This is a genomic window from Wansuia hejianensis (assembly GCF_014337215.1).
GTDB classification, from domain to species: Bacteria; Bacillota; Clostridia; order Lachnospirales; family Lachnospiraceae; genus Scatomonas; species Scatomonas hejianensis.
Genome location: NZ_CP060635.1, coordinates 3,399,741 through 3,425,569, shown reverse-complemented (window position 1 = coordinate 3,425,569; position 25,829 = coordinate 3,399,741). Strand labels below are relative to the sequence as shown.

25 protein-coding genes are annotated in these 25,829 nt (G+C 47.3%); 3 read left to right on the top strand and 22 right to left on the bottom strand.

What is annotated here, in order from left to right; all coding sequences use genetic code 11:
- Positions 1 to 17: 17 nt before the first annotated feature.
- The 8 genes from H9Q79_RS15680 to H9Q79_RS15645 all read right to left on the bottom strand — a co-directional run bounded on the left by H9Q79_RS15680 (position 18) and on the right by H9Q79_RS15645 (position 7,296).
- A complete protein-coding gene (locus tag H9Q79_RS15680; RefSeq protein WP_118648505.1) occupies positions 18 to 314 on the bottom strand; it encodes a hypothetical protein in 297 nt (98 codons plus the stop codon).
- Complete coding sequence (locus tag H9Q79_RS15675; RefSeq protein WP_118648503.1) at positions 301 to 1,386, bottom strand: hypothetical protein; 1,086 nt, start codon at positions 1,384 to 1,386, stop codon at positions 301 to 303. The genes H9Q79_RS15680 and H9Q79_RS15675 overlap by 14 nt, the downstream gene beginning before the upstream one ends.
- Positions 1,387 to 1,400: 14 nt before the next feature.
- Entirely contained in the window at positions 1,401 to 1,700 is a 300-nt protein-coding gene (locus tag H9Q79_RS15670) for a hypothetical protein (protein WP_118648501.1), read from the bottom strand.
- A 3-nt stretch (positions 1,701 to 1,703) separates the two neighbouring features.
- The gene (locus H9Q79_RS15665) at positions 1,704 to 2,507 is read right to left on the bottom strand and encodes a coiled-coil domain-containing protein (RefSeq protein WP_249328702.1); all 804 of its coding nucleotides are present in this window, start codon (positions 2,505 to 2,507) and stop codon (positions 1,704 to 1,706) included.
- An 18-nt stretch (positions 2,508 to 2,525) separates the two neighbouring features.
- On the bottom strand, positions 2,526 to 3,137 hold the full coding sequence (locus H9Q79_RS15660; RefSeq protein WP_118648497.1) for a hypothetical protein: 612 nt from the start codon (positions 3,135 to 3,137) through the stop codon (positions 2,526 to 2,528).
- A 1-nt stretch (position 3,138) separates the two neighbouring features.
- Positions 3,139 to 3,846, bottom strand: coding sequence for a C40 family peptidase (locus H9Q79_RS15655; protein WP_118648495.1), 708 nt, complete (start codon positions 3,844 to 3,846; stop codon positions 3,139 to 3,141).
- Positions 3,847 to 3,863: 17 nt separating this feature from the next.
- Positions 3,864 to 5,219, bottom strand: coding sequence for a C39 family peptidase (locus tag H9Q79_RS15650; RefSeq protein ID WP_118648493.1), 1,356 nt, complete (start codon positions 5,217 to 5,219; stop codon positions 3,864 to 3,866).
- 268 nt (positions 5,220 to 5,487) lie between these two features.
- Positions 5,488 to 7,296, bottom strand: a complete 1,809-nt coding sequence (locus H9Q79_RS15645) for a VirB4 family type IV secretion system protein (RefSeq protein ID WP_249328701.1) — start codon at positions 7,294 to 7,296, stop codon at positions 5,488 to 5,490.
- Positions 7,297 to 7,347: 51 nt separating this feature from the next.
- Between H9Q79_RS15645 and H9Q79_RS15640 the strand changes: the two genes are divergently transcribed.
- Entirely contained in the window at positions 7,348 to 7,689 is a 342-nt protein-coding gene (locus H9Q79_RS15640) for a transposase (protein WP_118648886.1), read from the top strand.
- A complete protein-coding gene (locus H9Q79_RS15635) occupies positions 7,686 to 8,594 on the top strand; it encodes an IS3 family transposase (protein ID WP_118648884.1) in 909 nt (302 codons plus the stop codon). The genes H9Q79_RS15640 and H9Q79_RS15635 overlap by 4 nt, the downstream gene beginning before the upstream one ends.
- Before the next feature lie 26 nt (positions 8,595 to 8,620).
- Here H9Q79_RS15635 and H9Q79_RS15630 read toward each other — a convergent pair whose 3' ends face one another.
- The 8 genes from H9Q79_RS15630 to H9Q79_RS15600 are packed head-to-tail and all read right to left on the bottom strand — an operon-like array spanning position 8,621 to position 14,008.
- Entirely contained in the window at positions 8,621 to 9,184 is a 564-nt protein-coding gene (locus H9Q79_RS15630; protein WP_118648844.1) for a hypothetical protein, read from the bottom strand.
- The gene (locus H9Q79_RS18695) at positions 9,174 to 9,488 is read right to left on the bottom strand and encodes a DUF5592 family protein (RefSeq protein WP_118648842.1); all 315 of its coding nucleotides are present in this window, start codon (positions 9,486 to 9,488) and stop codon (positions 9,174 to 9,176) included. The genes H9Q79_RS15630 and H9Q79_RS18695 overlap by 11 nt, the downstream gene beginning before the upstream one ends.
- A 2-nt stretch (positions 9,489 to 9,490) precedes the next feature.
- Complete coding sequence (locus H9Q79_RS15625; RefSeq protein ID WP_118648840.1) at positions 9,491 to 11,557, bottom strand: pLS20_p028 family conjugation system transmembrane protein; 2,067 nt, start codon at positions 11,555 to 11,557, stop codon at positions 9,491 to 9,493.
- Positions 11,529 to 11,813, bottom strand: coding sequence for a hypothetical protein (locus H9Q79_RS15620; RefSeq protein WP_118648838.1), 285 nt, complete (start codon positions 11,811 to 11,813; stop codon positions 11,529 to 11,531). Before H9Q79_RS15620 ends, H9Q79_RS15625 begins: the two co-directional genes overlap by 29 nt.
- Entirely contained in the window at positions 11,810 to 12,886 is a 1,077-nt protein-coding gene (locus H9Q79_RS15615; protein WP_118648836.1) for an ArdC-like ssDNA-binding domain-containing protein, read from the bottom strand. The genes H9Q79_RS15620 and H9Q79_RS15615 overlap by 4 nt, the downstream gene beginning before the upstream one ends.
- A gap of 24 nt (positions 12,887 to 12,910) precedes the next feature.
- Positions 12,911 to 13,615: a DUF5688 family protein gene (locus H9Q79_RS15610; RefSeq protein ID WP_118648834.1), complete on the bottom strand. Its 705-nt coding sequence runs from the start codon at positions 13,613 to 13,615 to the stop codon at positions 12,911 to 12,913.
- 5 nt (positions 13,616 to 13,620) lie between these two features.
- Complete coding sequence (locus H9Q79_RS15605) at positions 13,621 to 13,764, bottom strand: hypothetical protein (RefSeq protein ID WP_249328700.1); 144 nt, start codon at positions 13,762 to 13,764, stop codon at positions 13,621 to 13,623.
- Positions 13,765 to 13,780: 16 nt separating this feature from the next.
- On the bottom strand, positions 13,781 to 14,008 hold the full coding sequence (locus H9Q79_RS15600; protein ID WP_249328699.1) for a hypothetical protein: 228 nt from the start codon (positions 14,006 to 14,008) through the stop codon (positions 13,781 to 13,783).
- 302 nt (positions 14,009 to 14,310) lie between these two features.
- Here H9Q79_RS15600 and H9Q79_RS15595 point away from each other — a divergent pair, with 302 nt between their 5' ends.
- Positions 14,311 to 15,528, top strand: coding sequence for an IS110 family RNA-guided transposase (locus H9Q79_RS15595; protein WP_118648864.1), 1,218 nt, complete (start codon positions 14,311 to 14,313; stop codon positions 15,526 to 15,528).
- 90 nt (positions 15,529 to 15,618) lie between these two features.
- Here the strand turns inward: H9Q79_RS15595 and H9Q79_RS15590 are convergent, their stop codons facing one another.
- The 6 genes from H9Q79_RS15590 to H9Q79_RS15565 are packed head-to-tail and all read right to left on the bottom strand — an operon-like array spanning position 15,619 to position 25,823.
- Positions 15,619 to 16,677, bottom strand: coding sequence for a hypothetical protein (locus H9Q79_RS15590; protein WP_118648293.1), 1,059 nt, complete (start codon positions 16,675 to 16,677; stop codon positions 15,619 to 15,621).
- A complete protein-coding gene (locus H9Q79_RS15585) occupies positions 16,661 to 20,437 on the bottom strand; it encodes a VaFE repeat-containing surface-anchored protein (protein ID WP_249328698.1) in 3,777 nt (1,258 codons plus the stop codon). Before H9Q79_RS15585 ends, H9Q79_RS15590 begins: the two co-directional genes overlap by 17 nt.
- Before the next feature lie 16 nt (positions 20,438 to 20,453).
- Positions 20,454 to 20,870: a single-stranded DNA-binding protein gene (locus tag H9Q79_RS15580; protein ID WP_118648287.1), complete on the bottom strand. Its 417-nt coding sequence runs from the start codon at positions 20,868 to 20,870 to the stop codon at positions 20,454 to 20,456.
- 49 nt (positions 20,871 to 20,919) lie between these two features.
- Positions 20,920 to 24,060, bottom strand: a complete 3,141-nt coding sequence (locus H9Q79_RS15575; RefSeq protein ID WP_118648285.1) for an MSCRAMM family protein — start codon at positions 24,058 to 24,060, stop codon at positions 20,920 to 20,922.
- Positions 24,057 to 24,584: a signal peptidase I gene (locus tag H9Q79_RS15570; RefSeq protein ID WP_118648283.1), complete on the bottom strand. Its 528-nt coding sequence runs from the start codon at positions 24,582 to 24,584 to the stop codon at positions 24,057 to 24,059. Before H9Q79_RS15570 ends, H9Q79_RS15575 begins: the two co-directional genes overlap by 4 nt.
- Before the next feature lie 60 nt (positions 24,585 to 24,644).
- The gene (locus H9Q79_RS15565; RefSeq protein ID WP_118648281.1) at positions 24,645 to 25,823 is read right to left on the bottom strand and encodes a hypothetical protein; all 1,179 of its coding nucleotides are present in this window, start codon (positions 25,821 to 25,823) and stop codon (positions 24,645 to 24,647) included.
- Positions 25,824 to 25,829 lie beyond the last annotated feature (6 nt).

Here is a 25,829-nt window from a genome sequence, read left to right as displayed (position 1 = left end):
TGAAACTGCTTTTCCCGTCAGAAAAACTGCTGCAGCTCCTGCATGATCTGCTCATATATCTTATAAAGTCCTTCCCGTGTCTCTGGATAAACCAGAGACAAAATGCCTATTGCCGCAAAGATTAACAGTGTGATCACCGCCGATGTCTGAATGATCCTTCCAATGCTGCGGAGCAGAAATTTTGCCATATTGCTTTTTTCTACAATCAGAACATCCGGATCCACTTTGTACTTTTCCTGCAGCTTTTCCTGTTCTTTTTCCTGTGCCAGTTCCTTTTTAATGTCACCTACAAGTTTTCGCTTAAACTTGTTCATTTTTTCCTTTCTTTCCCCGTATGCGGAAAAAACGTTTCTTTTCGGTTTCAGGTGTATTCCTGTTTTCTACAGGAACCATTTTTTGATAAATGTCCGAATTGCAGTATACGAATGGATCCGGCGTATACGGACTAAAAAATGTTTGTTCCTGCTTATCCTCCATCAGCTCCAGCAACTCTGTCCGGTCAGATTCCGGAGATAAGTTGAATATGTAATATACGTCGTTGTAAAATGAATTTCTCAGCACCTGGTATGCCTTTTCTAGTTCATCCGGACCGGATCCACAGACAAATATCTGGAAATCCCGTTCCAGAAATGATATTTTGTTAAAATCTGGATCATTATATACCCCATAGTCATAGACATAATAATCGTATCCTTGTTTTAACACGCTCTGCAGCTTGGTGAGGTCATAGAACATATCCACGCTGCAGTATGTAATCTTCCCCAAGTTATCGTCACAAGTCACTTCATACCAGTCTTTCAGGGTTTCGACGTAATGATGCCCGTTCATTTCGATGTAGCAGGCCTTATATCCCATTAGAAGCAGATATTTTATGATCTGTATCGCTTGTGTCGTAGTCCCCATCCGGGGATTCGCTCCGACCACACCGATATTATGAAAATTCAAATATTCTTTAGCTGCTTCTTCCTGCAGCACCGGTTCTACATAGCCAAATTCCTTAATGCTATGCGTATCATAATAACCGTTCAGGCATTTTCCAAGCTCATCTTTTTGATCCGATAGATTTACTCCGAAAATATAATTCTTAAACTGTTTTCCGAGAAGAGCGACGATCACATTACTCGTTGGCCGGTATCCTGGAGCATATATAATCACCTTTGCATTATTCACCTGGTGGACGCTTAGAATCTGGCTTGCAAGCACATCTGCTGAATCCGCATACTGTTCAATGTCAAATATCATATAGTCGCATTTGACATCCAGGATTGCATTGACATGATCCGCAATTTTTGTCCGTTCCGGAACCATCCGGAAGCTTTCCCCCCACCGGGCGGCTTCCTCTTCCATCCATTTACCGCGGCTTTCCGGCCCGATATATGTAATCATGGATATCTCCTTCCTTATAACTCTTCTGCCAATTTTGCTACCATGGCTGCAGCATCTGCAAAATCATCCAGTTCACAGACTGCGATGCAGGGCTCTCCCTGACTGTTTTCTGCCTGCTCTTCCGTCGTGTCAAAGTAATATGACCTTATCTCCAGGTAACGGTCATTCCGTATCTCTCGTAGAGTCAGAAATCGAACCAGAATGGATAGCTTTTCGGCTTTCTGATTGAGTGCTATAAAAACCTGTTCGTTGATCTCAAATCTTTTTGCTTCATCAAATCCCATCATTCCTTGTGTAGTCTGCAATATATACATCTTTTATCCCTCCTGATCCCGAAATAATGCTTTTTTTTCATTTGTCTTTTCTATTTTTTTCTGGTATTCTTTGATTTCGTCTTTGTTCTGCTGGACTAACTCTTCTGATGCTTCCTGCTTCTGCTCCGCCGTTTGAATCAGTCGGTCCGTTTCTTCAATTTCTTCTTCTGTCTGGAACTTCTTATTGTCCGTTAAGCGCTTGATTTCCTCTTGCGCGTTTTTCTGATACTCCTCCTGTTCATGGATTGTCTGCTCAAGGGCTTGTATCTCTTCTTCATAATAGGCAATCTGCAGATCCATCCGTTGAATGAGATAATCGTTTCTTGATTTAGGCTCCAATGAATTTACCCGCTGAACGTCCCTTACATTCGTATACATCCGCAATATCACTGTATTTGTGGCATCTTCGGATTCTTCGGGAAGCCCCATCCGCAGAGAAACTTCGCTCCACCGTTTCGGTACATTCTCTAACTGCAGCACCACATAATCCGGATCCTGAAGGATGGGAACCACATTCAGCTTCGAATTGCTGGCGTCAATCGCACAATACTCATAGGTATTAATTCCATCGAATGTTGGATTTTCAACCTCAAGTTCCACTTCCATCTTGTGTTCTGTTTCTGAATAATCCCAACGTAGAAGCGTTACCGTCCGGTTGTTAAACTCCATTGGCTGGTTAAATTTGGTTAATTTATTGGCATTCCCTGAAACCGGCATCCACAGGTTAGAGGAAAAAAAGAATCCATAACCGCACAAGAACAGGACAAGAAATACTACAATTCCTTTGCTCTTACTATGCCTTAACATGAAAATCACCTCCTCCTGCTACAGCTGCCGGAAATCTGTCAGTGAGTCAATTTTCCAGCCGCCCGTCTCCGTGTACACGCATTCTGCCTGCAGAAGTATGCTGGCCGTTGCAACGTCTGAATTTTCCGTAAAACTGCAATCCGCAAAGACCAAAATCTGCGCTCTCAGTTGATCCTCCGCCAGGCGTACATACATGTCATTTGTGATCAGCTGCATGGATGCTGCTGATCTGCTGTTTTCCGGGCTCTTTAACTGTTCATCGGAACGAATTGCATGTATTATATCCTCAGATACTTCCGCATAGGTGACCGGATCCATTTTCAGAAGCAGACTGCGGATCCCCTGATCTGTCAGATACTCCTGTACATAGGGCAGCTGTCCATAGGAAGTGGCCGGTGACTGATAGAGCGTCACAAGAAACTGTTTTGCTAACGTCTGAATCTCTTCTTGCATGCCCTTTTGCTGATATTCTTTTTCGTAGAATGCATCTAACTTTTCCTGCAGCTCTGCATCCGCATCCGGCTTTATTTCCAATTTTGCTTCCAGGTCTATCTTTTCCTTTTCCAGACGGACATTTCTATAGCTCAGGACACCTGCTACAATCAAAAGTCCTAAAAAAACACACAACATGCTAATTTTCCTGGACATATTTTTCATAATCCCCTTCTCTGTCTGGCTGGGTACCATAGCTACAGACCCGACCAAACGTGGCAATAATCTCTTCCCAGCCTTCTTGTAATTCCACTTGTTCTACGTTTGTTCCGCAATGGATCATTCGATGATTCCCCAGGTAGATTCCTACATGACATAGGTTCCCGCCCTGTTCAAAAAAAATCAGATCTCCTGGCAGATATGTTTCTGTCGATTCGGACAGGCACCGGGAATATAATATGTCATAAGATGTTACCTTGAAGTCTGCAATCCCGGCTTGTTTCATGCAGTATGTGACATACGACAAATCCGAAAATCCGGTTGAAGGACTTGTTCCAATATAGTTATGCGGCGTCCCTAAGAACTCCTTCGCTGTCTCGATCAACCGGACTGCCTCCGCCATATTCTGGGACTGACTGGCGGCAACTTCATCCCCTACCAAAGCAATTTCAGGCCCCGAAAGAGTTTCTTCCTCCGGCTCTTTTGTGGCCTCCGGAAGCGTTTCCTCTTCCGGATCCGGGACCCCAGCAGTTTCTTCGGAGGATTCTTCCTGTTTTTTTTGACTTTCTGTCACATTTTTCTGTGGATCTTGCTTCTGTGCTTCCTGGGAAATGCTCACAAATACCACAAAACATAGAATGGTGGCTGCGCCGATAAAACATATGATTCCCGATTTTTTTCTGTCCAATTTTATTCCTCCTATACCTATCGGCTGAATATCCAATACTGCTTACAGTGGGAAAACGCTGATGTCTGGTCGAATCCTCCGTTATCTGCGGATTCCTGAGTTTTTGCTCGGTCACCCGGGTCATTGACGGTGATCTTCCCGTTGTTTGTGATTCCTGTATATACTACATAGTGACCGGAACCGGAAGGATTCAAATAGCCGCCGGTATGGCTAGCAATAACCAGTTTACCTTGCTGCAGGGCTTGTATAATTGGAACTGAGGATCCGCCATACAAGGGCCCGGTCTTCTGTGACTCTAACGTGATTCCGTAGTGGCTGGCTAATATGGCATAGGCACCCCAATTCGTCACTGTATTCGCTCCGTTCCCCATTGCCCATGGCGCGGTTTCCTCCGGCGTAATATTTTGATTTAAAAAATAGGATGCTACCATCGAAAATGACACAATTCCACAGCCATCCGATTTCACTGTACCGCTGTTAAACGCGATATGTCCATAATCTCCCTGGTTGTAATATGGTACATGATTAATTACTTCCGCTCCGACATTTCCGGAGCTGTTCCCATAGTTCCCATGCAATATTGCCAGAGCCATATTTTTTTCGCAAAGCAATCCGCAAGCACCGGATGAATAATCCACACAGTACCGCTCGTAAATATAACCACCCCGGGTTCCAAAAGAATCACATAGCTTTGTAATAAACTCCTCATCCGACATTTCATTGCTTACACCGGATTGTGTGATATAAGAATACCGGGATGTTTCCATGCCTTTCCGGTTGTGAATGGACGTACACAAACCTTTAATCACGTCAGGCCTTCCAGATAAATCTAGGCCCCTGGCTTTATGGTATGCCTCAATTGCCAGGTACTTTGTATCGTACACATATGTATCCTGGCGTCTGGAAAAATCAGTAGGATCTGCAGCATACACGGCGCGCCAGGCGTCAGCCAGATTTTGATTTCCATATAAATTTTCTTTTGCGATCTGTGCCGATGTATACGGATACAACGCACCATATTTTACCGTGTTGTACTGATAGCAATAGTCCAGGAACGGCTGCAGATCATATTCGTAGTCAAAACCATAAGCACCACAGCCCCGGCCACCATCACCCATAACCGAGTTGTATAACTCGGCCCCGCCCTCATAGATACAAAAATATGAAAAGGGCGTCAAACCATCCATACCATTTCCCAGACCTGTCAAATATCCATCGCTTGAAGTTGTCCGTTTTAGTTTTTCTGTTTCCTGTTTTGAACCGATTGAAACAAGGCTAACCGCCATTGTAGCTGCAATTAGCACAAAAAGCAGCAGAGCGGGAAGTGATGTGCCCACAACCATCCAGATGATTTTCTTCCGTAACCGATTCATTCTTCTGTCCTTTACCTGTTTTTACTAACTCTTTTGATTGGCATCTTTACCTCAAACGGCAATAATATAAATGAAAGCTGGTGGTTATATATGTCACCAACTCCAACAAAGCTCCGGATTGATAGGTGTAACTGACCGATTATAGTCAACGTACACTGGTTGCACTGACCGAAGCCAAATGTATCTCCTATGACCCTGATGTTCCTGGATATACCAGCATGGATACACTGAAAAAAACCTTGAAAGAATAGCTGACTCTCAAAACTGATTACGCACCACCTGCAAACAACCGCTCCTCTTCTTTTGTCAAATAGACTTTAAACTCCAGGTTCTTGTCCGATGCTATGCATAGGACATTTTCTCCGATCTCCAATTTGGGAATTCGAACTTTCTGTGATTCGGTCAGAACCCCGGCGAATATGGTATCAATCAGCGGCAGCACGTTGGAATCCTGATGGAACAAAAATTTATATTGTGTCAGCTCAAATACTGTTTTGATCTTATTAATGCTTTCGGCGCTGCTGCCTTCCGGGACATAATCGCGGATGGATTGGCTGGCCAGAAGGATTCCTCCGAAAAATTTTCGTGCTTCACGTAAATACACCAGGATCTGATCCAAGGCATGCGGCTTTTCTGTATTGATCCAACGATGGGATTCATCAATAATAATCAGAAACCGAACTATATCTTCCCAATCTATTTCTTCCGCTTCATAGCGCTCCTTCATGATCTTTCCATTTGTAACGCAGTTGCCCCAACAAAATGACACCATGTTAAAAATTTGTGCGTCAAAGATTTCCGCTTTCATTTCTTTAACAGACGACATGTCAAAGGTGACAATCTGCTCATCGGAAATATTATCAATGGTTGTCGGGCCATCGAACAGATCCCCATAATTTCGGACAATATTTTCAAGTACACGGCGGATCTTGTCGTACTGCAGTATGTGTTGCTCTGCCAGTGCCTGTTCCAATTTTCCATATTTTCTCTGCTGCAGTTCTTGTATCCTTTGCCGGATAAATTCCAGCAGCACAGAAAACGTTGGGTAACGGCTAGCTGGCAACCCCGTAATCTGCTGCTCTATCCCTGAAACTGCGCGGGGACTTAAGTCCAGTGACTCGTATAGCTCCCTCAATATGTTCTCAAAATCCAGGATTTCTTCCACTTGTACCGCCTGCCCGGCTAAGAAACGGTAAATGGTAGACATCTTGGAAATATGCCGCATGTAGGACTGCCCTTCTGTCTCCCCGCTCCGCAGGATTTCCAGTGGATTTAAGATTCCCGCAGAGCCATCCAACTTCAGTACCTTTCCGCCAAGAGTTTTCGTCAGAAGCGTAAACTCTCCGGTGATATCGAATGCCCGGACATAATCTCCACGGATCGCCCGCGCCAAAAACCGCTTTTTCAAAAGCGTAGACTTCCCGGATCCCATCGTTCCTACCACCAGGGAATTGTAATACAGCCGCGTCTGGGTTTTAATAAATTCATCGTACAGGACATTCCCACCGCAGGGCGTACTCCCCAGATAATCCCCGTAGGGATCCTCTAAGGACGAAAAATGAAATGGGTTTCCTCCGGCCACGGCCAAAGACTGCAGGGGCTGGCCATAAACGGCAAATACTTCTTTCTGCTGTTCCTCATATGGCTGATAGATCGAACGCCACTCGGCCTGCATTTCATTTAAAAATATGGTCGGCCTGTAGCCATTGCTTTCCAGCGTAGCCATGATCCCTTTTACCTTTTCCTCCAGTGCTGCAAAGGAACGGTCAGCCACATAGATCCGAATCTTTAATATCTTGATCACCTCGCCCATGGCGACGATCTCCTCATACAGTGCTTCCATTTCTTTAAGCCGTTGCTCCGCGGCCAAACGCTCCCCAAAATCATGCGCTTCATGGAAGCGTACATTCTGTTCCTTCATGGATTTATTCAGGTTTTTTTTCACTTCCAAAATGTTTTCTGTTGCAATGTCAACGGATGCTACCGTATCTTTGATACTACAGACATTCGACAGCCAGTGGTCTGACACCTGCTGCGGCAGCTCGTAAATATGATGTCGTATAAATAAAGTTGGCACCTTATTCTCAAAGAATTCATGTATAATAAAGAGAATAAGGAGGAACTCTCAATGTCACGTACTCAACGTAAATACGACCACGAATATAAGATCCAGGCTGTCAAACTTGCCAGAGAAATCGGCGGTGCTAAGGCAGCCAAAGAATTAGGTATTCCAGAAGGAACCATCCATACATGGCTGAAAGCAGTTAGAGCCGGTACATTGGATATTGGCGACGGTGCACATACTCCAGAAAGTGCCATGAGTCTCGCTGAGGAACTTGCTATGCTCCGCAAACGTGTTAAGGATCAGGATAAAGAAATCCGGCGTCTAAAAGAGGAAAATGAATTTCTCGAGGAAGCAAGTGCTTTTTTCGCAGCCAGCCGTCGGAAGTCAGCAAGAACCAAAGAATGATGTTCATTGCCATAAAAACGGAAGACGGCGCGATTAAGGGAAAACTCTCATTCTATTGCCGGATGCTTGGTGTCAGCCGCCAGGGGTTCTACAAATATCTTGCTAATAAAGACCGGCCCTGGAAATATCAGGATCTCGCTGATGCTATGATAGCAATCCATACTGAAGATGAATACAATGATACATATGGGCGCATTCGCATGTATCAGGCACTTCTCCTTAAGAAACCGGAAGGACTCAAGATTCCCAGTGAGCGAACCGTCTACAGGGTCATGGATGAAATAGGCCTTAGTCATCAACCAAAGCGTAAGCCGAATGGTATTACCAAGGCTGATCGGGAAGCTCGTAAGTCAGATGATCTTCTGAAGCGAGATTTCAAATCCGACAAGCCACTTGAAAAATGTGTAACTGACATTACAGAAATCAAGGCTAAAGATGGGAAACTGTATGTTTCAGCTATCTTTGACTGCTTTGATTCCGGTGTCCTTGGTCTGGCAATGGAAACCAACATGAAAGCAACGTTGTGTGAGCATACCCTGGATAATGCCTATCTGGCATATCCTGATCTGCGAGGGGCTATTGTACACTCTGACAGAGGAACACAATATACCAGTGAAACTTATCGTAAGGCTCTTGCTAAATACGGTATTATTCAAAGCATGAACAGTGCTGGTGGCAGGTGCCACGATAATGCCCGATGCGAAAGCATGTGGGCCAGAATGAAAAGTGAGCTTCTCTATGACCGCTACAATACGGAGACTATGACCATAGAGGAACTGAAGGTTCTCATTTGGAGATACTTCATCAGTTACTGGAATAACAGGAGGATCTGCTCTGCCAACGGTGGGCTTCCTCCGATAATTAAGCGACAGAGATACTACCAATCTCTGGAACAGGCTGCATAGGCAGTGATATCTTTGAGATAAATGTGTCAACCAATATTGACAATATCAAACATAAGATAAAACTCCCGAGTGGTATGGGTTTTTTCCAATGCCTCTAATTCTTTCAGCTTTTTCTGCAGCCAGTGCCGGTACACTTCGTTTCCTGCCTTTACCATCTTCTGCTTAAAATATAGCTGCTGATGTAGCGTGTTACACGGAAAATTCAATGATACAAGCTTGAGATCATTTCCGTAAATCTTGTACAGTTTTCCAAACTTCAGGCAATCGAACTCTACCTCATCCGGAGAAGAGGTGACCAGATCCTTTGACTGGATCATTAATAGATCCAGATTACTTCCGTCTTTTAGGACATAATAACCTTTTGCGTCATAATACTGAATCGGAAGCTGTTCCAGCACTGACCGGGCCGGGGGAGCCCAGAAATGACTTTTCCAGCCCCGTTTCGCTGGCTCCCTTTCCATTTCTATACTCGCTTCCTTTTTTGCCTTTGCGGACGCATCCTTTCGCTTTTCCTGCAGGAATACAATACTAATCACCAGTAATGCGGCAGCAAAGACCACTACGCCAAATATCAAATAATTACCTAACACCTTCCAGTCCCTCCTCTTTTTTCAGTGGGCATTGGATTGGATTATAAACTGATCTGGATTTCCGGATATATAAAATCATGCTCTGCAGGTTCCGCCGTTTTCGGTTTTTTGCCGAAGATGCCGTTAATCCCAAAGCCATACAGCCGGAGAAAATTCCATAAGGGAGCAATAAGCTCCCATTGACCAATCCGGAAGACACAACAGAAAGCCCGCCATAAATAATCAGGAAGAAAAAATCCTGAACATACAATCCTTTCCCCACTTTTGAGGGGGACTTGATTTCCTGGGTAACAAGATATCTCATGCTTACGCCTCCTTCCAAAAACATTTCATCTTTACCGTTGCTCTGTTATTTTTTTTATCCGGAACTGTTCCCGGGTCTTGCAACGTGTTCTTCTGTTCCTGTTCTCTCTGATACTCTTCCATTAACCAGCTGCTTCCGGATATTCCATGCTCAGCTTCCGGCATCTGACCAGTGTAATCTTGTGTTGGATAGGATTCCTGACGAGCAGCAAATAGCTCCTTAAATAAGCGGCCGCCAAACTGGGATGGGCCTTTTCTCGTCTCTTGCAGGCCTGCTTCGTCCTGAAGCGGGAGCTCATTATACAGCCCAGTCTGTCCATAAGCATCCAGGCCTTCCAGGGGATTACTGTTTCCTTCTAGTTCCGATTCATCCGGTGCACCGGAGCTGCCAAACGTTTTTTCATTTTCTTCTGTTTCCCTTGAGAGGTCGGATCCGGTTTCTTGATTCTGTATGCTGCTGTTTTCATCGGTACCTTGTACCGATTCGGCATTCCCGTAACCAGTAGCTCCAGATAAGTCATTTTTTTTCGAACCGGAAGCACCTTGCATTCCGGATGCATTTTCGTTTCCCAGAGTTCCTGCATCCACACCCGCTCCAACATATGCAGCTGCATTCCCGGTGCTTGTCTGCCTTGCGCCTGCCAGCCCTCCCGGAGTTCCGTCCGGACCGTTCCCAGGAGAGCCTAGGGAATTACCGCCGGAACCTCTTAAATTTGGACTGCCAGTGGTTCCACCATGGTTCAGGCCATTCAGATTGCTTTTATCGCTTCCCATCCGCTCTGATCCTGCCGGGCTGTTTTTACCGGCAGCCCCTTTGATCATGTTCCCAGTTTTCTGAATCGTCTTGCTGATCAGTGACGCCGCGCCACTCCCAGCATTACTCGCCATATGATAACCGACAGCCATCCGTCCCATTCCGGAGGACAGACCTGCATCGATACCGAACAGATGCTGGATCAGGTTAGGTCCATCAATGACCGCCATAGCCAAAAATATAAGAAAGATTCCTTTGACAAATCCATTATTAATAATGGCACTCTGGTTAATAAATTTTGCTCCCAGACTATAAAACTTTAAAAGCACGCAGGTAATCAACAGGACGATGTAGGAATTTTTAATCGCATCCAGTATCTGCAGGGCTTTCTGGGAATTGGAAAGATTGGCTGACATCACAAGCGCAATGATTCGATACACCCCCACTTCAAATAGAATCCGGAATACCTTATACCCCATAAGCAGGTATACCAGACATAGGCTGATAAGCGACAGATACATTGGCCACCAATCTATACTATAACGATAATAAAACCCATTGAACCAATCATTGTCGTCTGCCGAGTTCCAACCGAATCCGTTGTACACTTCTTCCAACCCATAGTCCTTGCCATGGTTGTATACCAATTTATATTTCAAAATTACATTTGCTTCCTCGGTTGCCATCCTATTTGTATTAAAATTAATGACTTCCGCGGGGTCAATTGCAGCCAGTTCTTTGGGCGTGATTGTGTCATATGCCGGATAATCCGCTTTGTTTCCTGTCAGGTTAGCGAGGCCCACCTGCTCGTCGATATAGATCAAATCATAGACATTGGATGCTACCGTATCATAAATAGGCGTTGTGGAATTAGATCCCACGATCGCATCTTTCCCAGCCAACAATACATTGTTCATTAGCTGCAAGACATAGGTCGTAGAACTGATTACCAGCACCGCGAGACATATGTTAATTGCAATTTTAGGCTTACGGTCATGCTGAAAAATCAGCATCACCCCAACTGCAAACAACGAAACCGCAATGATTGCAGCAATGACCGGCTGAAAGGAATTAACAAAATCCTGGACGGGCTGGAACGCTGAAAAATCAACAAACGAAAAAGCCAAATCATATATTTTTGCGCATGTTGTTGCCAACGCTGTAAGCCATTTTGAGATCTGCCAACCAACCGCCCGTAAAATACTCATAAAAAAGCTGTTAGTATTCAGAAGCCATTGGTTATCAACCCATAAGTATATATATGGAAGCAGTGCTTCTACCGTAATGCTACTTATATTTCCCGCAATACCGCCCATTTTCCTTTACCTCCAGTTTTTCCTGCTTCGTTATAGGCAGCTCACTATGTTTCCTAAGGAGATATTGGGCTGTCTGCCCATGGTCATGTATCTGATTCGTCAAATACTGCACCGCATCCACCCATTCTTTTGCCGAATACTGGTTAATTGAAAGATCGGAAATTGTCCTTTGGATCTCCTGAAAGGGTTTTTCTGTAAGATCTGACAGATACATGCATCCCATCCGCGCCGCAAGTTCTTCCAGTAATCCGTTCAAACCTCAATTTCCTCCTCCCATTGTTTTTCTTTTTGCTTCACATTTTTCCATTTTGGCGCCACATGCCCCGTATGCTCCCCGCCAGGTGCAATTGCTAAATTGGGCCCTTTTACAGACTCTTTGATCTGCTCCCTGGTCTGCAGCTGCGTGGGCTTCTCCCCGGTAATAGGCTGAATGATGTACTTTATCCGGCCGGCGGCGGGCTGCCCCACAACAGGAAGCTTTTCCTTTTCCATGCTTTTTACGCGCACCATTTCTTTTTCAATTGCATGAATAAGATCTGACGCACCAGTATGTATATCTTGCATGCTTCCCCGAAGCTCCTCCAGTTCCTTCCCACAGCTCCAGGCTGCCACATAACCAAAAGAATAATCTGACGTATCTAAGCCATAATAGCTGCATACGGTATAGGCCACAGCTTCCGCTTCCACTTCCTTTACATCCCTAGGCTTTTCGGTATCCTTGTGCATATGGGCATGGGCAATTTCATGGACAAGAGTTTTAAGCGTCTGGGCTTCCGGAAGTTCAGACTTAACGACTATTCTATTTTCTTTTTTACGGTAATAGCCATACGCTTCGCCTGAAAACATCTCAAACGTGACCGGTACAGGGGAAATCGCACACAAAATTTGCTTTTTTTCATTGAAATCAAGGACATTTGTATCTAGTCGCTTACATATCTGTGGAAGTGGTGCCCCCACCGTCTGCGATATATCAAATACCCATGTGGGCCGAAAGCCGGCTATCCAAGTGTTTTTTATTTCACCGGTTACTTCATCCTTTTCATTCCGGACAATTGGTGCCAAAATCTGAATCCCTTTTTCACCTTTTTTTACATGGCGAGCAAATTTTTCTTCCCATGCCCGAAATCCTGCTACATAGCTGGCGTCAGGACGCTGCATTGCAATCATAATTTGGTTATTCAGACTGTACTGATGGAATTTTGACAATGTTTTCAAATATGTCTGAAACTGTCCGCCTTCAAAAAAATCATGAATCCCTTTTTCCAACTTGGCTGTAATTGCTTCAATTTTTTCCTGCCGGGTTTTCCCGGAATTTGTCTTCTGAGCCATAATCCCTCCAGTTTCTCGTGCTGACTACAATTCTATGTCCTTATCATCACGTTTTCTGTCCGAAAACTGTTTCTCGTGTACATCACGGATCCACTTTCTTCCATCATACCGTTTCATATCTTTTGTGATTGGATGGTACTGGTAGATGCTGTCTGACAATACGTCCTCTGGTTTTACACAACCTGATCGGTTCACTTCGGCTACAATTTTCTGTAATTCTTTTGGATCTGCCCCGTTGGGTGCAATCAACAGCTCATGTGCACTAGATGGCAGCAAATATAGGCTTTTTCGTTTCAGTGATTCTGCGGCAGCATCCATAGCTTTTTGATTTAATATAACGGTTGCACCATACATATCCTCATAAGAAAAATAATAAAGCATATCCTTTTGAGGCAGTTCATTCAGATAGCTTGTGTCCGTTTCCGGTAAAATTTCTTGGATAATGCCTCCAAGGGTTCGTAATACCGGTTTTCTGTTTTGGTCGTTTTCCTTTGCTATTTGCAGCCATTCTTCTCTTTCGATATGCAGGCTGTCCAGCAACCACGAACCATGCCGTATCATCGCCGTTGTGTCGTCCGATAATTTTAAATATGGAACAAATGCTAAGCCATCATACGTAAAAGATGGCAAATCGGAATATTCATGTTCTGCAGCTTCCAGGCTGCACGGCCGCAGTCTGGAAGATTCGAGAAATTCTTCCCTGCTCATGCCAATACTATTTTTTTCCATCTTCTTTACTCCCCTGTTGATTTTTTATCTGTTGTGTTCTTTATGTGGCTGCTATACTCCGTCAGTCGTTTTTTCCTTTCTACCGTGGTTATTTCAGATTTCCAATTTTGTTTTTCAAACTCTGTTTTTTGCCTTCTCTCTTCATTCATTTTCTTCACCTCAATATTAAAATGCAATTAATCCGGTCAGCCATTTCCCCAGGTAGACAGCGCCCATGGCGATAATACTGCCAAGAACGATAAATGGTAGTGCTTTGAGCGCACTATGATGCACCCGCTCTGATGGAATAATCAGCATAATTCCAGTGACCATTAATGCCACTACTACCAAAACCCACACATAGGGGATTGCCGCCGTACAGATGTTGTTTAAGTTCTCAGCAAATTTATCCATTCTGTTTTCCTCTCTCTTCCTTTCTACTACAATATATTTATGGTTAATACCCCTTACAGCCAGTAAGGAATTATCCATCTTGTTGCTTAAGCTGTTAGAATGAGTATGGCAATAGGTCTGGCCTCCTTCCTTTCAGGACTTTACGTCCGTAGAAAAGTCAGCCAACCAGCCCCCTCATTCGCAGCATTCGTTTTACGCAGGTTGAACCATGAGACGTTCGTGTGAAACACCCAGTAGATTGAATAGGCAATGGGAAAACTGGTATTGACCATTGCTAATCCATTTACAAAGGAGTATCCATTATGAACGCTGTTGGTATTGATGTTTCCAAAGGCAAAAGCACCGTTACGATCCGCAGACCAGGCGATGTGGTCCTCATGCCGCCCCGCGACATCCCACACACCAAGTCCGCCATCAATGAATTAATCAAACAAATCCAAAGCCTTGACGGCGAGACAAAAGCCTGCATGGAACACACGGGCAGATACTACGAGCCGCTTGCCGCCTGGCTTTCCGACGCCGGCATCTTTGTCAGTGCCGTAAATCCTGTCCTCATCAGGGATTTCGCTGATGATTCCCTCCGCTCTCCCAAGACGGACAAGGCGGATTCCAAAAAAATCGCACGATATACTCTTGACCGATGGGCAAAACTGAAGCAATATGGAAGCATGGATAAAACACGCAACCAACTCAAAACAATGAACCGGCAGTTCAGCTTCTTTATGGCACAGAAAACTGCCATGAAGAACAACCTCATTGCACTGCTCGACCAGTCTTACCCGGGCGCGAACGACCTCTTTGACAGTCCCGCCCGCAGCGACGGCAGCCAGAAATGGGTGGATTTTGTTTACACCTACTGGCATGTGGACTGTGTCCGGGGAAAATCCCTTTCCGCCTTTACGGAGCACTATCGGAAATGGTGCAAGCACAAGGGTTACAATTTCAGTGCGGAGAAAGCGGAGAAAGTCTACGAGGCTTCCTGCGACCTCATTGCCGTGTTCCCGAAAGATGACAACACGAAAATGCTCATCCGGCAGGCTGTCGCCATGCTAAACACCGCTTCCGAAACCGTGGAAAACCTTCGGATAAAGATGGACGAAACCGCTTCTGCTCTACCGGAATATCCCGTTGTCATGGCAATGAACGGCGTCGGCTCTACCCTTGGTCCGCAGCTTATGGCTGAGATCGGGGACGTGACGCGTTTCACGCACCGGGAAGCCCTAACAGCCTTTGCGGGCGTCGATCCCGGAAAGAACGATTCCGGCAAACACGTCCAGAAGAGCGTGCGTACCTCAAAGAAAGGTTCTCCCCATTTGCGAAGGACGCTCTTTCAGATCATGGACGGGCTAATCAAGCGTTCGCCCATTGACGACCCCGTTTACGTCTTTATGGATAAAAAACGTGCTCAGGGCAAGCCTTACTACGTCTACATGACTGCCGGCGCAAACAAGTTTCTCCGTATTTATTACGGACGGGTACGGGAATACTTCGCATCACTGCCCGAAACGGGAGAAAACTAAGCCCAGCTTTCATATCTTTGTCAGACCAACGTCCTGCGGTGGTCTGGTTTTTGTACTTTTAATTCAACCTGTATAAATTTTTCAAAGTTCTCAAATTTCTGCTTGACTTTTTATTTGCAGACTTTTCTTTGCCAAGACGTACAAGATCAGGACAGCAAGTACGGCCAGGGTCACAATACCAATGCCAATGGCAAGAGGCTTCCAAATGTTCTCTCTCTCACGGACATAGCGTGCTGTCGCCAGTACAGCATACTCCTTCTGCCCCGGTATCTCCCGCTTCTTCATCCTTGTATAGACTGCGTTATAATAAACACCTCTTTTTTCCTCTGTCTGGATGCTCCCGGAATAATACGCCATATAGACCGGTTGCAGGCTTTCCACGGACGCGGATCCCTCACGGACCAACTGTCCGTCCAGGTAATAAGGCTCCCCGGCCCAGGCATAGCCTGTAACTGTCCAGACAGCCGGGTCATAACCGGCTTCCTCTAAAAGCGCTGTCTCATACCCGGCAAGCGCCGGTGCCTGGTCATTGGGAGCAATAACCTGCCCCGTGAACAGATAACCTCCCGCGTCATACTCGTAAAAGATGAGCGGCAGCGTTTCGTATACGGTCTGCCAGCCGGATTCCTCCACACGGTACAGCTCACAAGAGATTGTTACTTCTTCGCCCGTCACCTCATCCGTTACTGTGACTTCCTTTGTCCGTAGAATCATCTCCGGATCGATCCCCGGCCCATACGCTTCCTGTGCTTCCACTTCCTGCGTATGTGCTTCTTGAAGAATTGTATCCGCATAGCTGACGTCTGAAAGCTCCCAGAGGATCCCCTCTTTGGTCAAGTGCTCCGGCGGGCGCAGATCCTCCGAGGACGGGACCGGATCGCTGGTCACGGTCTGCGCCACCGTTTCCTCTTCTGTCACCGGCCGAGTTTCTTCCACTTCATAAGTAACGTCTGTCAACTGCCAGGTCCTCCCACTTTCCGTTATACGTTCCTGAAACAGTCCTTCCTTTTGATAAGCACCCTCTTTTGACTGTACCGTGTAGCGCTCTGTCCGGAACAGTTCCCCGCTATCCGCAGACACGGGCAAGGCCAGGGCCAGACACAGGCAAAACACCAAAAGCAACGCTGCCCTTCTATTCCTTCGTTTCATAGGATTCCTCCTTTACCACGCAAGCCCTTCTTTGCCTGCTCCGCCCTATAACCAGGCAGACGAGAATCGCGGCTGCAAGGCCCAGTCCCTCGACCGTCCGGAGCATCCCAGCCACATCCCCGGTCACCACGCGGCCGGCCCGATAGCTTCCACTCCCTCCGCCGGTCACAATCCATCCCAACTTCGGATACCGAACCGACTGTTCTTCATCCTCTAAGTCTGCGTGGGAGACTAGGAGGAGCCCCTCCCGGTACAGGTCCTCGAATACCACCAGCGTTTCACCCCAAAGGCTGCTGGAATCCACTGAAAAAGACAGTTCCACAGTCCCGGAGGATTCTTCTGCCGTAAAGGTGGTTTCCGCCGTCACTTCTTTTCCATCCATCCGTAACGTCTCCCCGGTGGACTGCAACATCAGTTTCCCGGAAACTCTGTATTTTTTCCCTGGTAGCAGGTTGGAATATGAGACGGTATCCACAATCACCGTCTTGGTCCCAATGGTTCCAGTGTGTGTCTTACTCGTCTGATCCTTCGCAGTTGTCCGAATCTCTGGTATATAGATGGTCTGGGTTTCGTTTTCCAGATCCGCCTCCGCCTCCAAGAGAACTTCCTCCCGGTACACTTCTTCAAACACCACCAGCGTTTTCCCACGACAGGCCGTGGCATCAAACACAAACGTAAGTTCAATTTCCCCATCTGCTTTTTCTGGCGTGAAGCTCTGTTCCGCAGTTACTTCTATCCCATTTACCAGCAGGGGATCCCCGGTTTCCCGGTCCATCAGCCTGCCTTTCAGCAGATACGTTTCGCCAGAAATCAGATTTTCGTACTCAACCCGGTCGGTTAAGATGGCAACTTCTGATACAGCCGCCTGGGAATCTCCTGTTGCTGCACCCCTCGCAGACGTCCCGATCCTGGGGTAGTGGACGGACTGACCTTCCTCATCGATTTCTTTATGGGAGACTACATGGATCCCTTGGCAGGTGATCGCTTCAAAGGCCACCAGTGTCTGCCCGGCCAGGGCGCAGCTGTCAAAGGAAAATACCAATTCCACACTTCCATCTCTTTCTTTCGGCGTAAAGACAGTTTCCGCCGTCACCGGTTTGCCGTCTGCCAGCAGCTCCTCCCCGGTTTCTCGGACCATCAGCGTTCCGAAAACTCGATATTCCTTTCCAGGCGTCAATCCTGTATAGACAACGGTATCTATGAGGGTAATTTTTTCCCGTACAGAGCCCGTATGGGAACCGGTCTGCCCGTCCCTGGCTGTCGTCCCCATCGTGGGCACGTAAACGGTCTGCGCCTGATCTAATAGGTCTTCGTGAGACGCGATTTTTTGATCCAGCCAATACAGCTCTGCCGTGCAGACAATCGCTGTTCCCTCCATGGAGGAGGTATCCAGAGTCAGCTCTGCCGTTGCCGATGCACTGCTTCCCTCTGGCACTACCATTACCTCAGCAGTAACCGGCACTCCATTTCTTTCAATCAGTGCCCCGGTTTTTGCATCTCTTGCCGACACTGCCAGGCGGTAAGTGCGTCCGGCTGTTAAGCCCTGGAGAATGTAGGTATCTGCAATCCGTGCGTCACGCTCTGCAGCAATCGTATGGGTCCCAGTTTTCGTATCCACTGCTTCCGATTTCATGCGAATGGTCTGGTTAGAAAGCTCTCCCAGATCTATGCTCACCCCAGCTTCCATCACTGGGATCCCGCTCAAAACCAACAGATCTTTTCCATAATTGGCGCTGCAGGATAACTCCTCCAGGGTGTAGGTATCATAAAGCAGGGCTCCTTTGTTATCATCCGGATCGCTCTCTCCAAACCACACGCCGAAGGAGGAGGAATAGTCCGATTCATCGGTTACTCCATCATTGCTATTGGTTTGATAACTATGCTTTGCCAGTTTCGTTGAAACATGTCCATTCTCATCCGTCACTATTATATGGCTTTCACCGGTAGTCTCTGAAGTGATCCGAAAAGGAATTCCCACCATAGGGCTGTCGTCATCTGCGTCCAATTTTATAAACTCCAGATCCCCACGCTTTACCTGCTCTGTCGCAGCATAGTTTTCATCATTCGGAAGATTGGTTGTTGATACTGAACCATTCTGCAGTATCGTGTTCGCTACATATACAGTATTATTCAGTAAATAACCTTCTGGCGCTTTACGCTCTTGAATAGTGATTGTTCCTAAAGGTAAAACCGGATTTCCATGTAATCCTATAACAAATTCATCGCCCGATATCTTGTGTGCATTATCCAAATATGCTCGTCCATTCTCATCCGTTTTCAATACCCATGTATATTTTTCCATCAATCCTGCTTCTGCTGGATCTGTGGCCATTTCCGTGTCGTAATACTTTACGGTATACTCTGCCCCTTCCAACTTCGCACTGCCCTGGGGTTTTTCTGTTTCTATATCTCTCTTAAATAGAAATATATTAATCGGGTCATTTCCCGGCTCATCAGTAAAGTAATAAGTAAATGTGGTATTCCCGCTAATGCTCACTGTATGCCGAGAACTATCCACTAAAAATCCTTTGGGGGCTGTTGTCTCCTGGATGTCATAGCTTCCTGTCTGCAGATGTTCCAGATGCCCATATCCGTCCGCATCGGTAGTGATCGTCCCCACCACCTGGTCGGTGCCTGCCTGATAGACCGTAAATACGGCTCCCTCTAGGCTGTAGCAGGCGTTATTGTCGCTGATTGATGGGTTCGCAGAAAACTTTTGGACTGCCAGATTCCCGTATTGGATATCTATGATCAGATAAGCGATATCCTGCATCCCCTCCGCCGCATGTATCCGGATCAGCCGGAAGCTCCCCGCCGGCAGATCCGGCTGCGCCAGGGCCGCCGCATAAAACTGGTTGGCTGCATCAATCCCGGCTTGTGTGCAATTGTAGTAAGGATTGGGATCCCCATAGGCAATCGCAGATGCGGTATGGGTGACCACATGGCGCCTGGAAGCATCCCCGCCTATTACATTGGCTGTGATATCCCCGTCTCCGCCATATCCGTAATACAGCACCTTTGCCAGCGCCTGGTTACTGATTTCCGATGCAGCCGAGGAGCTGTAGTAGCCGCTCTCCGGGCCTGCCATCTGGGGATTCACACAATAAGCCCGGTTCCCGTCTACCCAGTAATCCCATTCATAAGCGTTTCCAAAATCTGCCGGGTACTGGATGATCCCGCTGTTTTGTATGTAGATGGAGCCCCGCAGGCCAGCCGCAAAAAGCTGCGGCTTTTTTTCTGGTACGGCTTCCGGCGCATCCTCATCCTTTTCCGCCTGTGCCCTGCCTTCTGCCGTCTCCTCTGGCGCTTCCAGGGCCTCTGCTTTTTTCGGCTGTTCTTTTGCCTGTTTTCCCGGTTCTCCCTCTGTTTCTTGTCCCTTCAGGCTTTCTTCCACCTTTTGTTCCACAAACAAAGCCCGGATGCCCACATCTTGCGCGGGCATGGTAAAGGATACCTCCAGTTCCTTTCCCTCCCATTCGGTTCCATCTGTTTCCCACGCCTGCAGCTCATACCCATCTTCCGGGAACGCCTGCAGGATGACTGTCTCCCCGGCTACCACTCCTCTTGTTTCCTCTTTCGTCCCATCCGCCAGAAGTTCCCCATGTTCTGTTTGTTCCAGCTGCAGCAGGTAGGTTTCCGGTAACGGATCCGTCTCCTCCGGCGCTGCTTCTGCTGCCGCATACACCGGCATGCCCGATCCAATAACTGCCAGGCATAGGATAGCAGCTGCCAGACGCATAATCCTTTTGTTTCTTATCATTCTCACTTTCCTCCTGTCATGAAAACGGCGTCTCTTCCTCCATTCCATCCGGAATGTTCATGAACCCATCCGCAGTTACTGTTCTAGGCGCAGCAGCTGCAGGGGCGCTGCTGCTTTTGCCGTCTGCAAACTCCTGCTCCTCTACGATTACTTCCGTCACGGATACCTTGTTTCCCTCCTTGTTGGTATAGCTCCTGGTTTGGAGCCTGCCGGCTATGGCTACCCGGAACCCTTTCCGGAAGTATTTCTCTGCAAACTCTGCACTTTTCTGGAAGGTAATACAGGAAATAAAATCCGCCTCCGGTTCCCCTTCCCGGCGATAGCGCCTCTGGACTGCCAGGCTGTACCTGGCCACCGCTATGGAATCCTCGCCGGCAGAATAATGGAGCTCCGGATTCCTTGTCAGCCTTCCGATTAACATGACTCGGTTCATATACTTTCTTCTCCCTTCTTTTCGCTGTTGTATGTTGGACCTTCCTCCGTTACTGAATGACGTTGTGGAGCAAGGCCGTATGGGACTCCCATGCGTCATTGGTCTTTTGGTTAGTAATTGTTACTTCTGTGCCGGACGGCTGGCTCACGAGGTCTGCCAGTGCATAAGAACCATAGACAGTAACGTTACCCCCATTCCCTTTAAAACCCATCAGGGAATATCGGCTGACAGGCACCTCCTCCACTTGATAGCTTCCGGAGATTGGAATGTCCCGGAATGTATACGCCAGGGATACCGTGCCGTCTGACGCGGTGTTCGCCTCTACATAGTCCTGCGTAAACTCATAGGTATGATAGAACTGCCGGCGCTTCCCCGTCTGGCTGAGACCAGAAACTTTTACGAGAAATATAGGATTCCCATGGGCCCAGACAATCTCATCCGCAGCAATGGTCTTTGTGACGGTCAAATCTCCAGTTAAAACAGTGACCGTCTGGTCCGGGTCATCCAGGTCTTCATGCGTGGTCCGCAGGGAGTCCCCGTCATACAGCTCTTCGGTCACCACCACCTGTTTCCCCTCCAGTTCTGCAGCATGCAGAAGAAACGTAAGCTTTACCTCGCCATTTACTGCAGCTGATGTAAATGCTTTTTCTGCGATGAGGGGAGCGCCATTCTGCACAATCACTTCCCCGGTTTCCGGATTCCTGACGGCTCCTTTTACCGTGTATTTCCTCCCAGGCGTCAGGTTTTCGTAGTAGAACGTATCCACGATGGAAGCATAGTTCACCGACGTGATAACCTGCGTCCCCGTTTCCGCGTCTCTGGCCTTTGTATTCGTCAGAATCGTCTGATTTTCTACGGTTCCAACATCTACTGTTTTCCCATTCTCAGAAATGGTTACGGTAAACTCTGCCAGGTCTTTTCCATAGTTTGCCTCACAGGGAAGTTCCCTGACGGTATACGTATCATACGGCAAAGCCCCTTTGGTATCATCCGGTTCACTTCCACCAAACCAAATACCAAATGAAGAAGAATAGTCTGCCTCACCGATAACAGCATCATTTTCATTTGTTTCTGCACTGTGGGGTACGGCGGATGTAGACGCATGACCATCTGCATCCGCCACCAAAATATGGTTTTCTCCCGTTGTTTGGGAGATAACCCGAAAAGGAATGCCGGCCATAAACCTGCCGGTTTCTGTATCCAATTTTGTAAACTCCAGATCACCACGCTTTACCTGCTCTGTCGCGGCATAGGTTTCTTCATTCGGAAGATTGGTTGTTGATACTGAGCCATTCTGCTGTATCGTGTTCGCTACATATAAAGTAGTATTCAGTAAATAACCCTCTGGTGCTTTGCTTTCTTGGATAGTGATCGTTCCTAAAGGTAAAACCGGATTTCCATGTAATCCTATAACAAATTCATCACCCGATATCTTATGTGCATTGTCCAAATATGCTCGTCCCTTCTCATCCGTCTCTAAGATCCAAGTATATTTTTCTGTTATTCCTATTTCCGCTGGATCCGTACTCAAATTTACGTCATAATATTTGACAGTGTATTCCGCTCCCTTTAGCCTAGCATTTCCCATGGGTTTGCCTGTTTCAACATCTCTTTTTACTAAAAGCGTAAGCACAGGGTCGTTCCCAGGTTCATCCTTTGCCTGATAGGTTGTGGTTTGACCGGCATTGATGGTTATCGTATGTCTTGTGCTGTCCAACAGGTAGCCCTTCGGCGCCTTCATCTCCACGATGTCATAGCTTCCTGCCGGCAGATTTCCCAGGGTGCCATATCCGCCCGCATCTGTCGTAATCGTTCCGACCACTGTATCTGTCCCCATTTGATAAACGGTATACTCAGCTCCCTCCAAACTGTAGCAAGCATTATTGTCAGAGATTTGAGGCAACGCGGAAGACTTTTGGATTGCCAAAGTACCCTTTGGATTCTCGACTGCTTTAAATACACCACATTTTTGTCCGGTATGATTATCAAGTACCTTGCAGTAGCCCGTATAATTTCCTTTATTTGCAATAGCCCAAGCGATAGAATTCTGAACAAATGCATAGGCGAAATTGATATCCCCATTATGCGATACCGTATAGGGCGCTACATAGTTTGTCTGAACACTATATGCACGATATCCATGATTTTCCCGTATGGTCCAAACTGCACACTGCTGCAGAAAAAATAAATCTGTTTTATTACCATTCAGCACGCTGATATGATCTTCCATATATTTGCAGGCTAGAGCACATTCTATAATCTCATCTTGACTCAAATAATTTCGTCCCTCATAAACAGTGGCTAAGACTGAGTTATTATAGTCAATATCCGCCTCGATACAAAAAAACGGTATTCCGTCCGGTGTACCCATTACGCCTTCTTCCCAGGAATCCACCAGCGAATTATCTCCATTTTTCAACGCAAATATATACTGGCGATCTCCATAGCCGCCGGCAGTTGTCAGTCCCCACAGTTGAACACTTTGTCCTAATGCAAACTGCTCATAAGCGTCCGCTGTGTAATAGGAACCGCTATAACGCGGCTGTGCCGCAGCTGCCAGGTTATATTTTTCCAACTCCTTATCCTGCAGCTCTTCGGTTTGCTCCTCCGCTTCTCTCCCCAACGCCTGGGGAATTCCAGGTATTTCCGTTTTTTCTCCAGTCCCCCACGGATCTTCTTTTGGTCGTCCCTGCATCTTTAAACTCACCAGCACGTCAGACGCCGGCATCCGGAACTTGCATCCGTTTTCCGTTTCTGTCAGTTCCAGAAAATTTCCATATTTATCTAATACCTGCAACTTCTCCCATTCGTAGTCGTCTTCAGGCTGCACCTCCATAATAACCGTCTCTCCTTCCTGACTCTCCCAGCTCTCAAAACCAGCTGTATGCCAGGCCTCCCACTGGGCCTTCCACTCTTCTCCCTCTGGAAAGCGAAAGCTCTCCAAGCCTTCTGCGGCTGTCCCTGTTGCCCCGTTTACCCATAGGGTTCTGCCGGCTTCTTTTCCTGCATAGATCCAAAAGCTCCCTTCTTCCGGCCCTGCTCCTGTTTCTTTTATCAGTTCTGTTTCTTCACACACTTCTTCCTTTGTCTCTGAGGCCTCCTGGGGCTCTTCCGCGTAGGCCGGGTAGACGCAGACCACAGACAAGCTTACGGCCAACACTGCCGCAAGGATTCCTGCCCTACTTTTCATATCTCTTTTACCTCCTCTCTGTTGCTTATTGTTGTTTCTCCGCCCGTTAGCTCCTTCCTTTCATTTCCAAAAAAGAGACTGAGGATCACCAGACAGGCAATGGCTGTAAGCCCTAAGATTTTTCCCCGCCCGGTTTCCAAACCCCCGAACAGGTATCCGAGCTTCGGGATGTTAAAGGCTTCTTTTCCGATATAGTTTTCTTTCCGTACCGTGATACCGTCGCTGCGCCCATTCGCATCCCCTTTGGTTACCAGACCTTCATCTGTGACTGCAATCACGCGGTGCAGCACCCGCTCTCCAAGTGCGGACCGGTACGCTGCCAAATCCCCCACCTTTATCTCCATATAAGAGATCCGCTGATTGACAAAACACAGGCTTCCGACGGGGATGTCCGGCTCCATGGAGCCAGACCGAACCACATAGGGACGGATCCCCAAAAGAAACAGAATCAAAAGACCCGCGCTGAACGCCAATGTGGCGGCTGCCAGAATCCCCGTCACTTTTGCAATAATTTTACGCATCATGATATTTTCTCCTCCCAAGCCTCCTGTAACACTCGATACAGTCACCTTCCATCCGCGCCGTCACCTGTTCTTTCTGCGCCTGGCAGCCCTCATGCCAGCCAGGATCACAAGTACGGCGGCGACAACGCCTCCCAAAACAGCACTCCCGCTCCCCGGATCACCGGTTTTTACCCCTCCAGTTCCATAGGCGCTTTCCGGATCCGCTGCAAATACCCATTTGACCAGGCTCTTAGAAATGCTGTATGTATTATTTAACCCGACCGGAACGTCCAGCCGGAATGAAAAGCTCTCCGTCCCCCCTGCCGGGAGTGTCGTCAGAAGGAACTCTCGGCTGATTTCCTCCCCGCGCAGCGCCCCCTCATACACCTGTTTTCCTCCGTCTCCTGGGGCCCAGATGGCCAGCCGGAGCTTGTCCAAGAGCCCAGAGTCTTCCAGCTGCTCCGTATGGAAGTACAGCCTTACCGGCTTGTCCGATGTGTTTTTTAATACTATGGAGTCTGTATAGCTGTCCCCCGGCATCAGGGCAGGGAGATTCTGGAAAAAGTCCCTTCCCTCAGTGAACAGGCTTTCCGTGTTCCCTTCATAAACAACGGCAAATTCCTCCTCATCTGCCTGTTTAAGCAGCGTCAGATCATACAAGCCTTCTTTGCCGCAGTCCAGAACCTCCACATCCCCCCATGGCGATTCCCGGCTGTAATCCGGCTGGAAGTTGGCGCTTTGGATCGCATCCACCCCGATCTGCAACTCAAACTCCCGCCCTTCTTCCTCCTGAAGGAAATCCTCCGGCAGTTTGATCCCTGCAAACAGATCCACACTCTTTTCAGAAGCAAGGACTTCCGTATAGTAATAATAGCCGTCTTCTGCGTGCAGCCATTGATCACTTTGTCCGTAAATCCCTTCTTCCAGTTCCTTTTCCTGGCTGGTTCCGGTAAAGGTGAGTTTTGCTCGGATATAACAGTCGCTTCCGGCATTGGTGATTCTGGGAATCTTAGATATGTCCATACCCGGAAGGACCGTCGGAATTCCCTGCCACAGGACTTCCGTTCCTTCCTGAAGGTGGTATTCCTGCAGGCTGATATCTACAATTCCTGTTTCCAGATGGTTAACAACAGATGTCTGGCTCCTGGCGTACAGCCCGCCGATCAGGCCGGCAGTGCCAAGCAGCCCGCAGACTGCAGCTCGTCTCCACGTTTTTTCCTTCCGGTTTGATTTTTGTCTACCGGCTCTTTTCTTTTCCATTTGCTT

Coding starts and splice junctions, on each gene's coding strand:
- H9Q79_RS15680 (WP_118648505.1), bottom strand. CDS start 314: ATGAACAAGTTTAAGCGAAAACTTGTAGGTGACATTAAAAAGGAACTG.
- H9Q79_RS15675 (WP_118648503.1), bottom strand. CDS start 1,386: ATGATTACATATATCGGGCCGGAAAGCCGCGGTAAATGGATGGAAGAG.
- H9Q79_RS15670 (WP_118648501.1), bottom strand. CDS start 1,700: ATGTATATATTGCAGACTACACAAGGAATGATGGGATTTGATGAAGCA.
- H9Q79_RS15665 (WP_249328702.1), bottom strand. CDS start 2,507: ATGTTAAGGCATAGTAAGAGCAAAGGAATTGTAGTATTTCTTGTCCTG.
- H9Q79_RS15660 (WP_118648497.1), bottom strand. CDS start 3,137: ATGTTGTGTGTTTTTTTAGGACTTTTGATTGTAGCAGGTGTCCTGAGC.
- H9Q79_RS15650 (WP_118648493.1), bottom strand. CDS start 5,219: ATGAATCGGTTACGGAAGAAAATCATCTGGATGGTTGTGGGCACATCA.
- H9Q79_RS15640 (WP_118648886.1), top strand. CDS start 7,348: ATGTCACGTACTCAACGTAAATACGACCACGAATATAAGATCCAGGCT.
- H9Q79_RS15635 (WP_118648884.1), top strand. CDS start 7,686: ATGATGTTCATTGCCATAAAAACGGAAGACGGCGCGATTAAGGGAAAA.
- H9Q79_RS18695 (WP_118648842.1), bottom strand. CDS start 9,488: ATGAGATATCTTGTTACCCAGGAAATCAAGTCCCCCTCAAAAGTGGGG.
- H9Q79_RS15625 (WP_118648840.1), bottom strand. CDS start 11,557: ATGGGCGGTATTGCGGGAAATATAAGTAGCATTACGGTAGAAGCACTG.
- H9Q79_RS15615 (WP_118648836.1), bottom strand. CDS start 12,886: ATGGCTCAGAAGACAAATTCCGGGAAAACCCGGCAGGAAAAAATTGAA.
- H9Q79_RS15610 (WP_118648834.1), bottom strand. CDS start 13,615: ATGGAAAAAAATAGTATTGGCATGAGCAGGGAAGAATTTCTCGAATCT.
- H9Q79_RS15605 (WP_249328700.1), bottom strand. CDS start 13,764: ATGAATGAAGAGAGAAGGCAAAAAACAGAGTTTGAAAAACAAAATTGG.
- H9Q79_RS15600 (WP_249328699.1), bottom strand. CDS start 14,008: ATGGATAAATTTGCTGAGAACTTAAACAACATCTGTACGGCGGCAATC.
- H9Q79_RS15595 (WP_118648864.1), top strand. CDS start 14,311: ATGAACGCTGTTGGTATTGATGTTTCCAAAGGCAAAAGCACCGTTACG.
- H9Q79_RS15590 (WP_118648293.1), bottom strand. CDS start 16,677: ATGAAACGAAGGAATAGAAGGGCAGCGTTGCTTTTGGTGTTTTGCCTG.
- H9Q79_RS15585 (WP_249328698.1), bottom strand. CDS start 20,437: ATGATAAGAAACAAAAGGATTATGCGTCTGGCAGCTGCTATCCTATGC.
- H9Q79_RS15580 (WP_118648287.1), bottom strand. CDS start 20,870: ATGAACCGAGTCATGTTAATCGGAAGGCTGACAAGGAATCCGGAGCTC.
- H9Q79_RS15575 (WP_118648285.1), bottom strand. CDS start 24,060: ATGAAAAGTAGGGCAGGAATCCTTGCGGCAGTGTTGGCCGTAAGCTTG.
- H9Q79_RS15570 (WP_118648283.1), bottom strand. CDS start 24,584: ATGATGCGTAAAATTATTGCAAAAGTGACGGGGATTCTGGCAGCCGCC.
- H9Q79_RS15565 (WP_118648281.1), bottom strand. CDS start 25,823: ATGGAAAAGAAAAGAGCCGGTAGACAAAAATCAAACCGGAAGGAAAAA.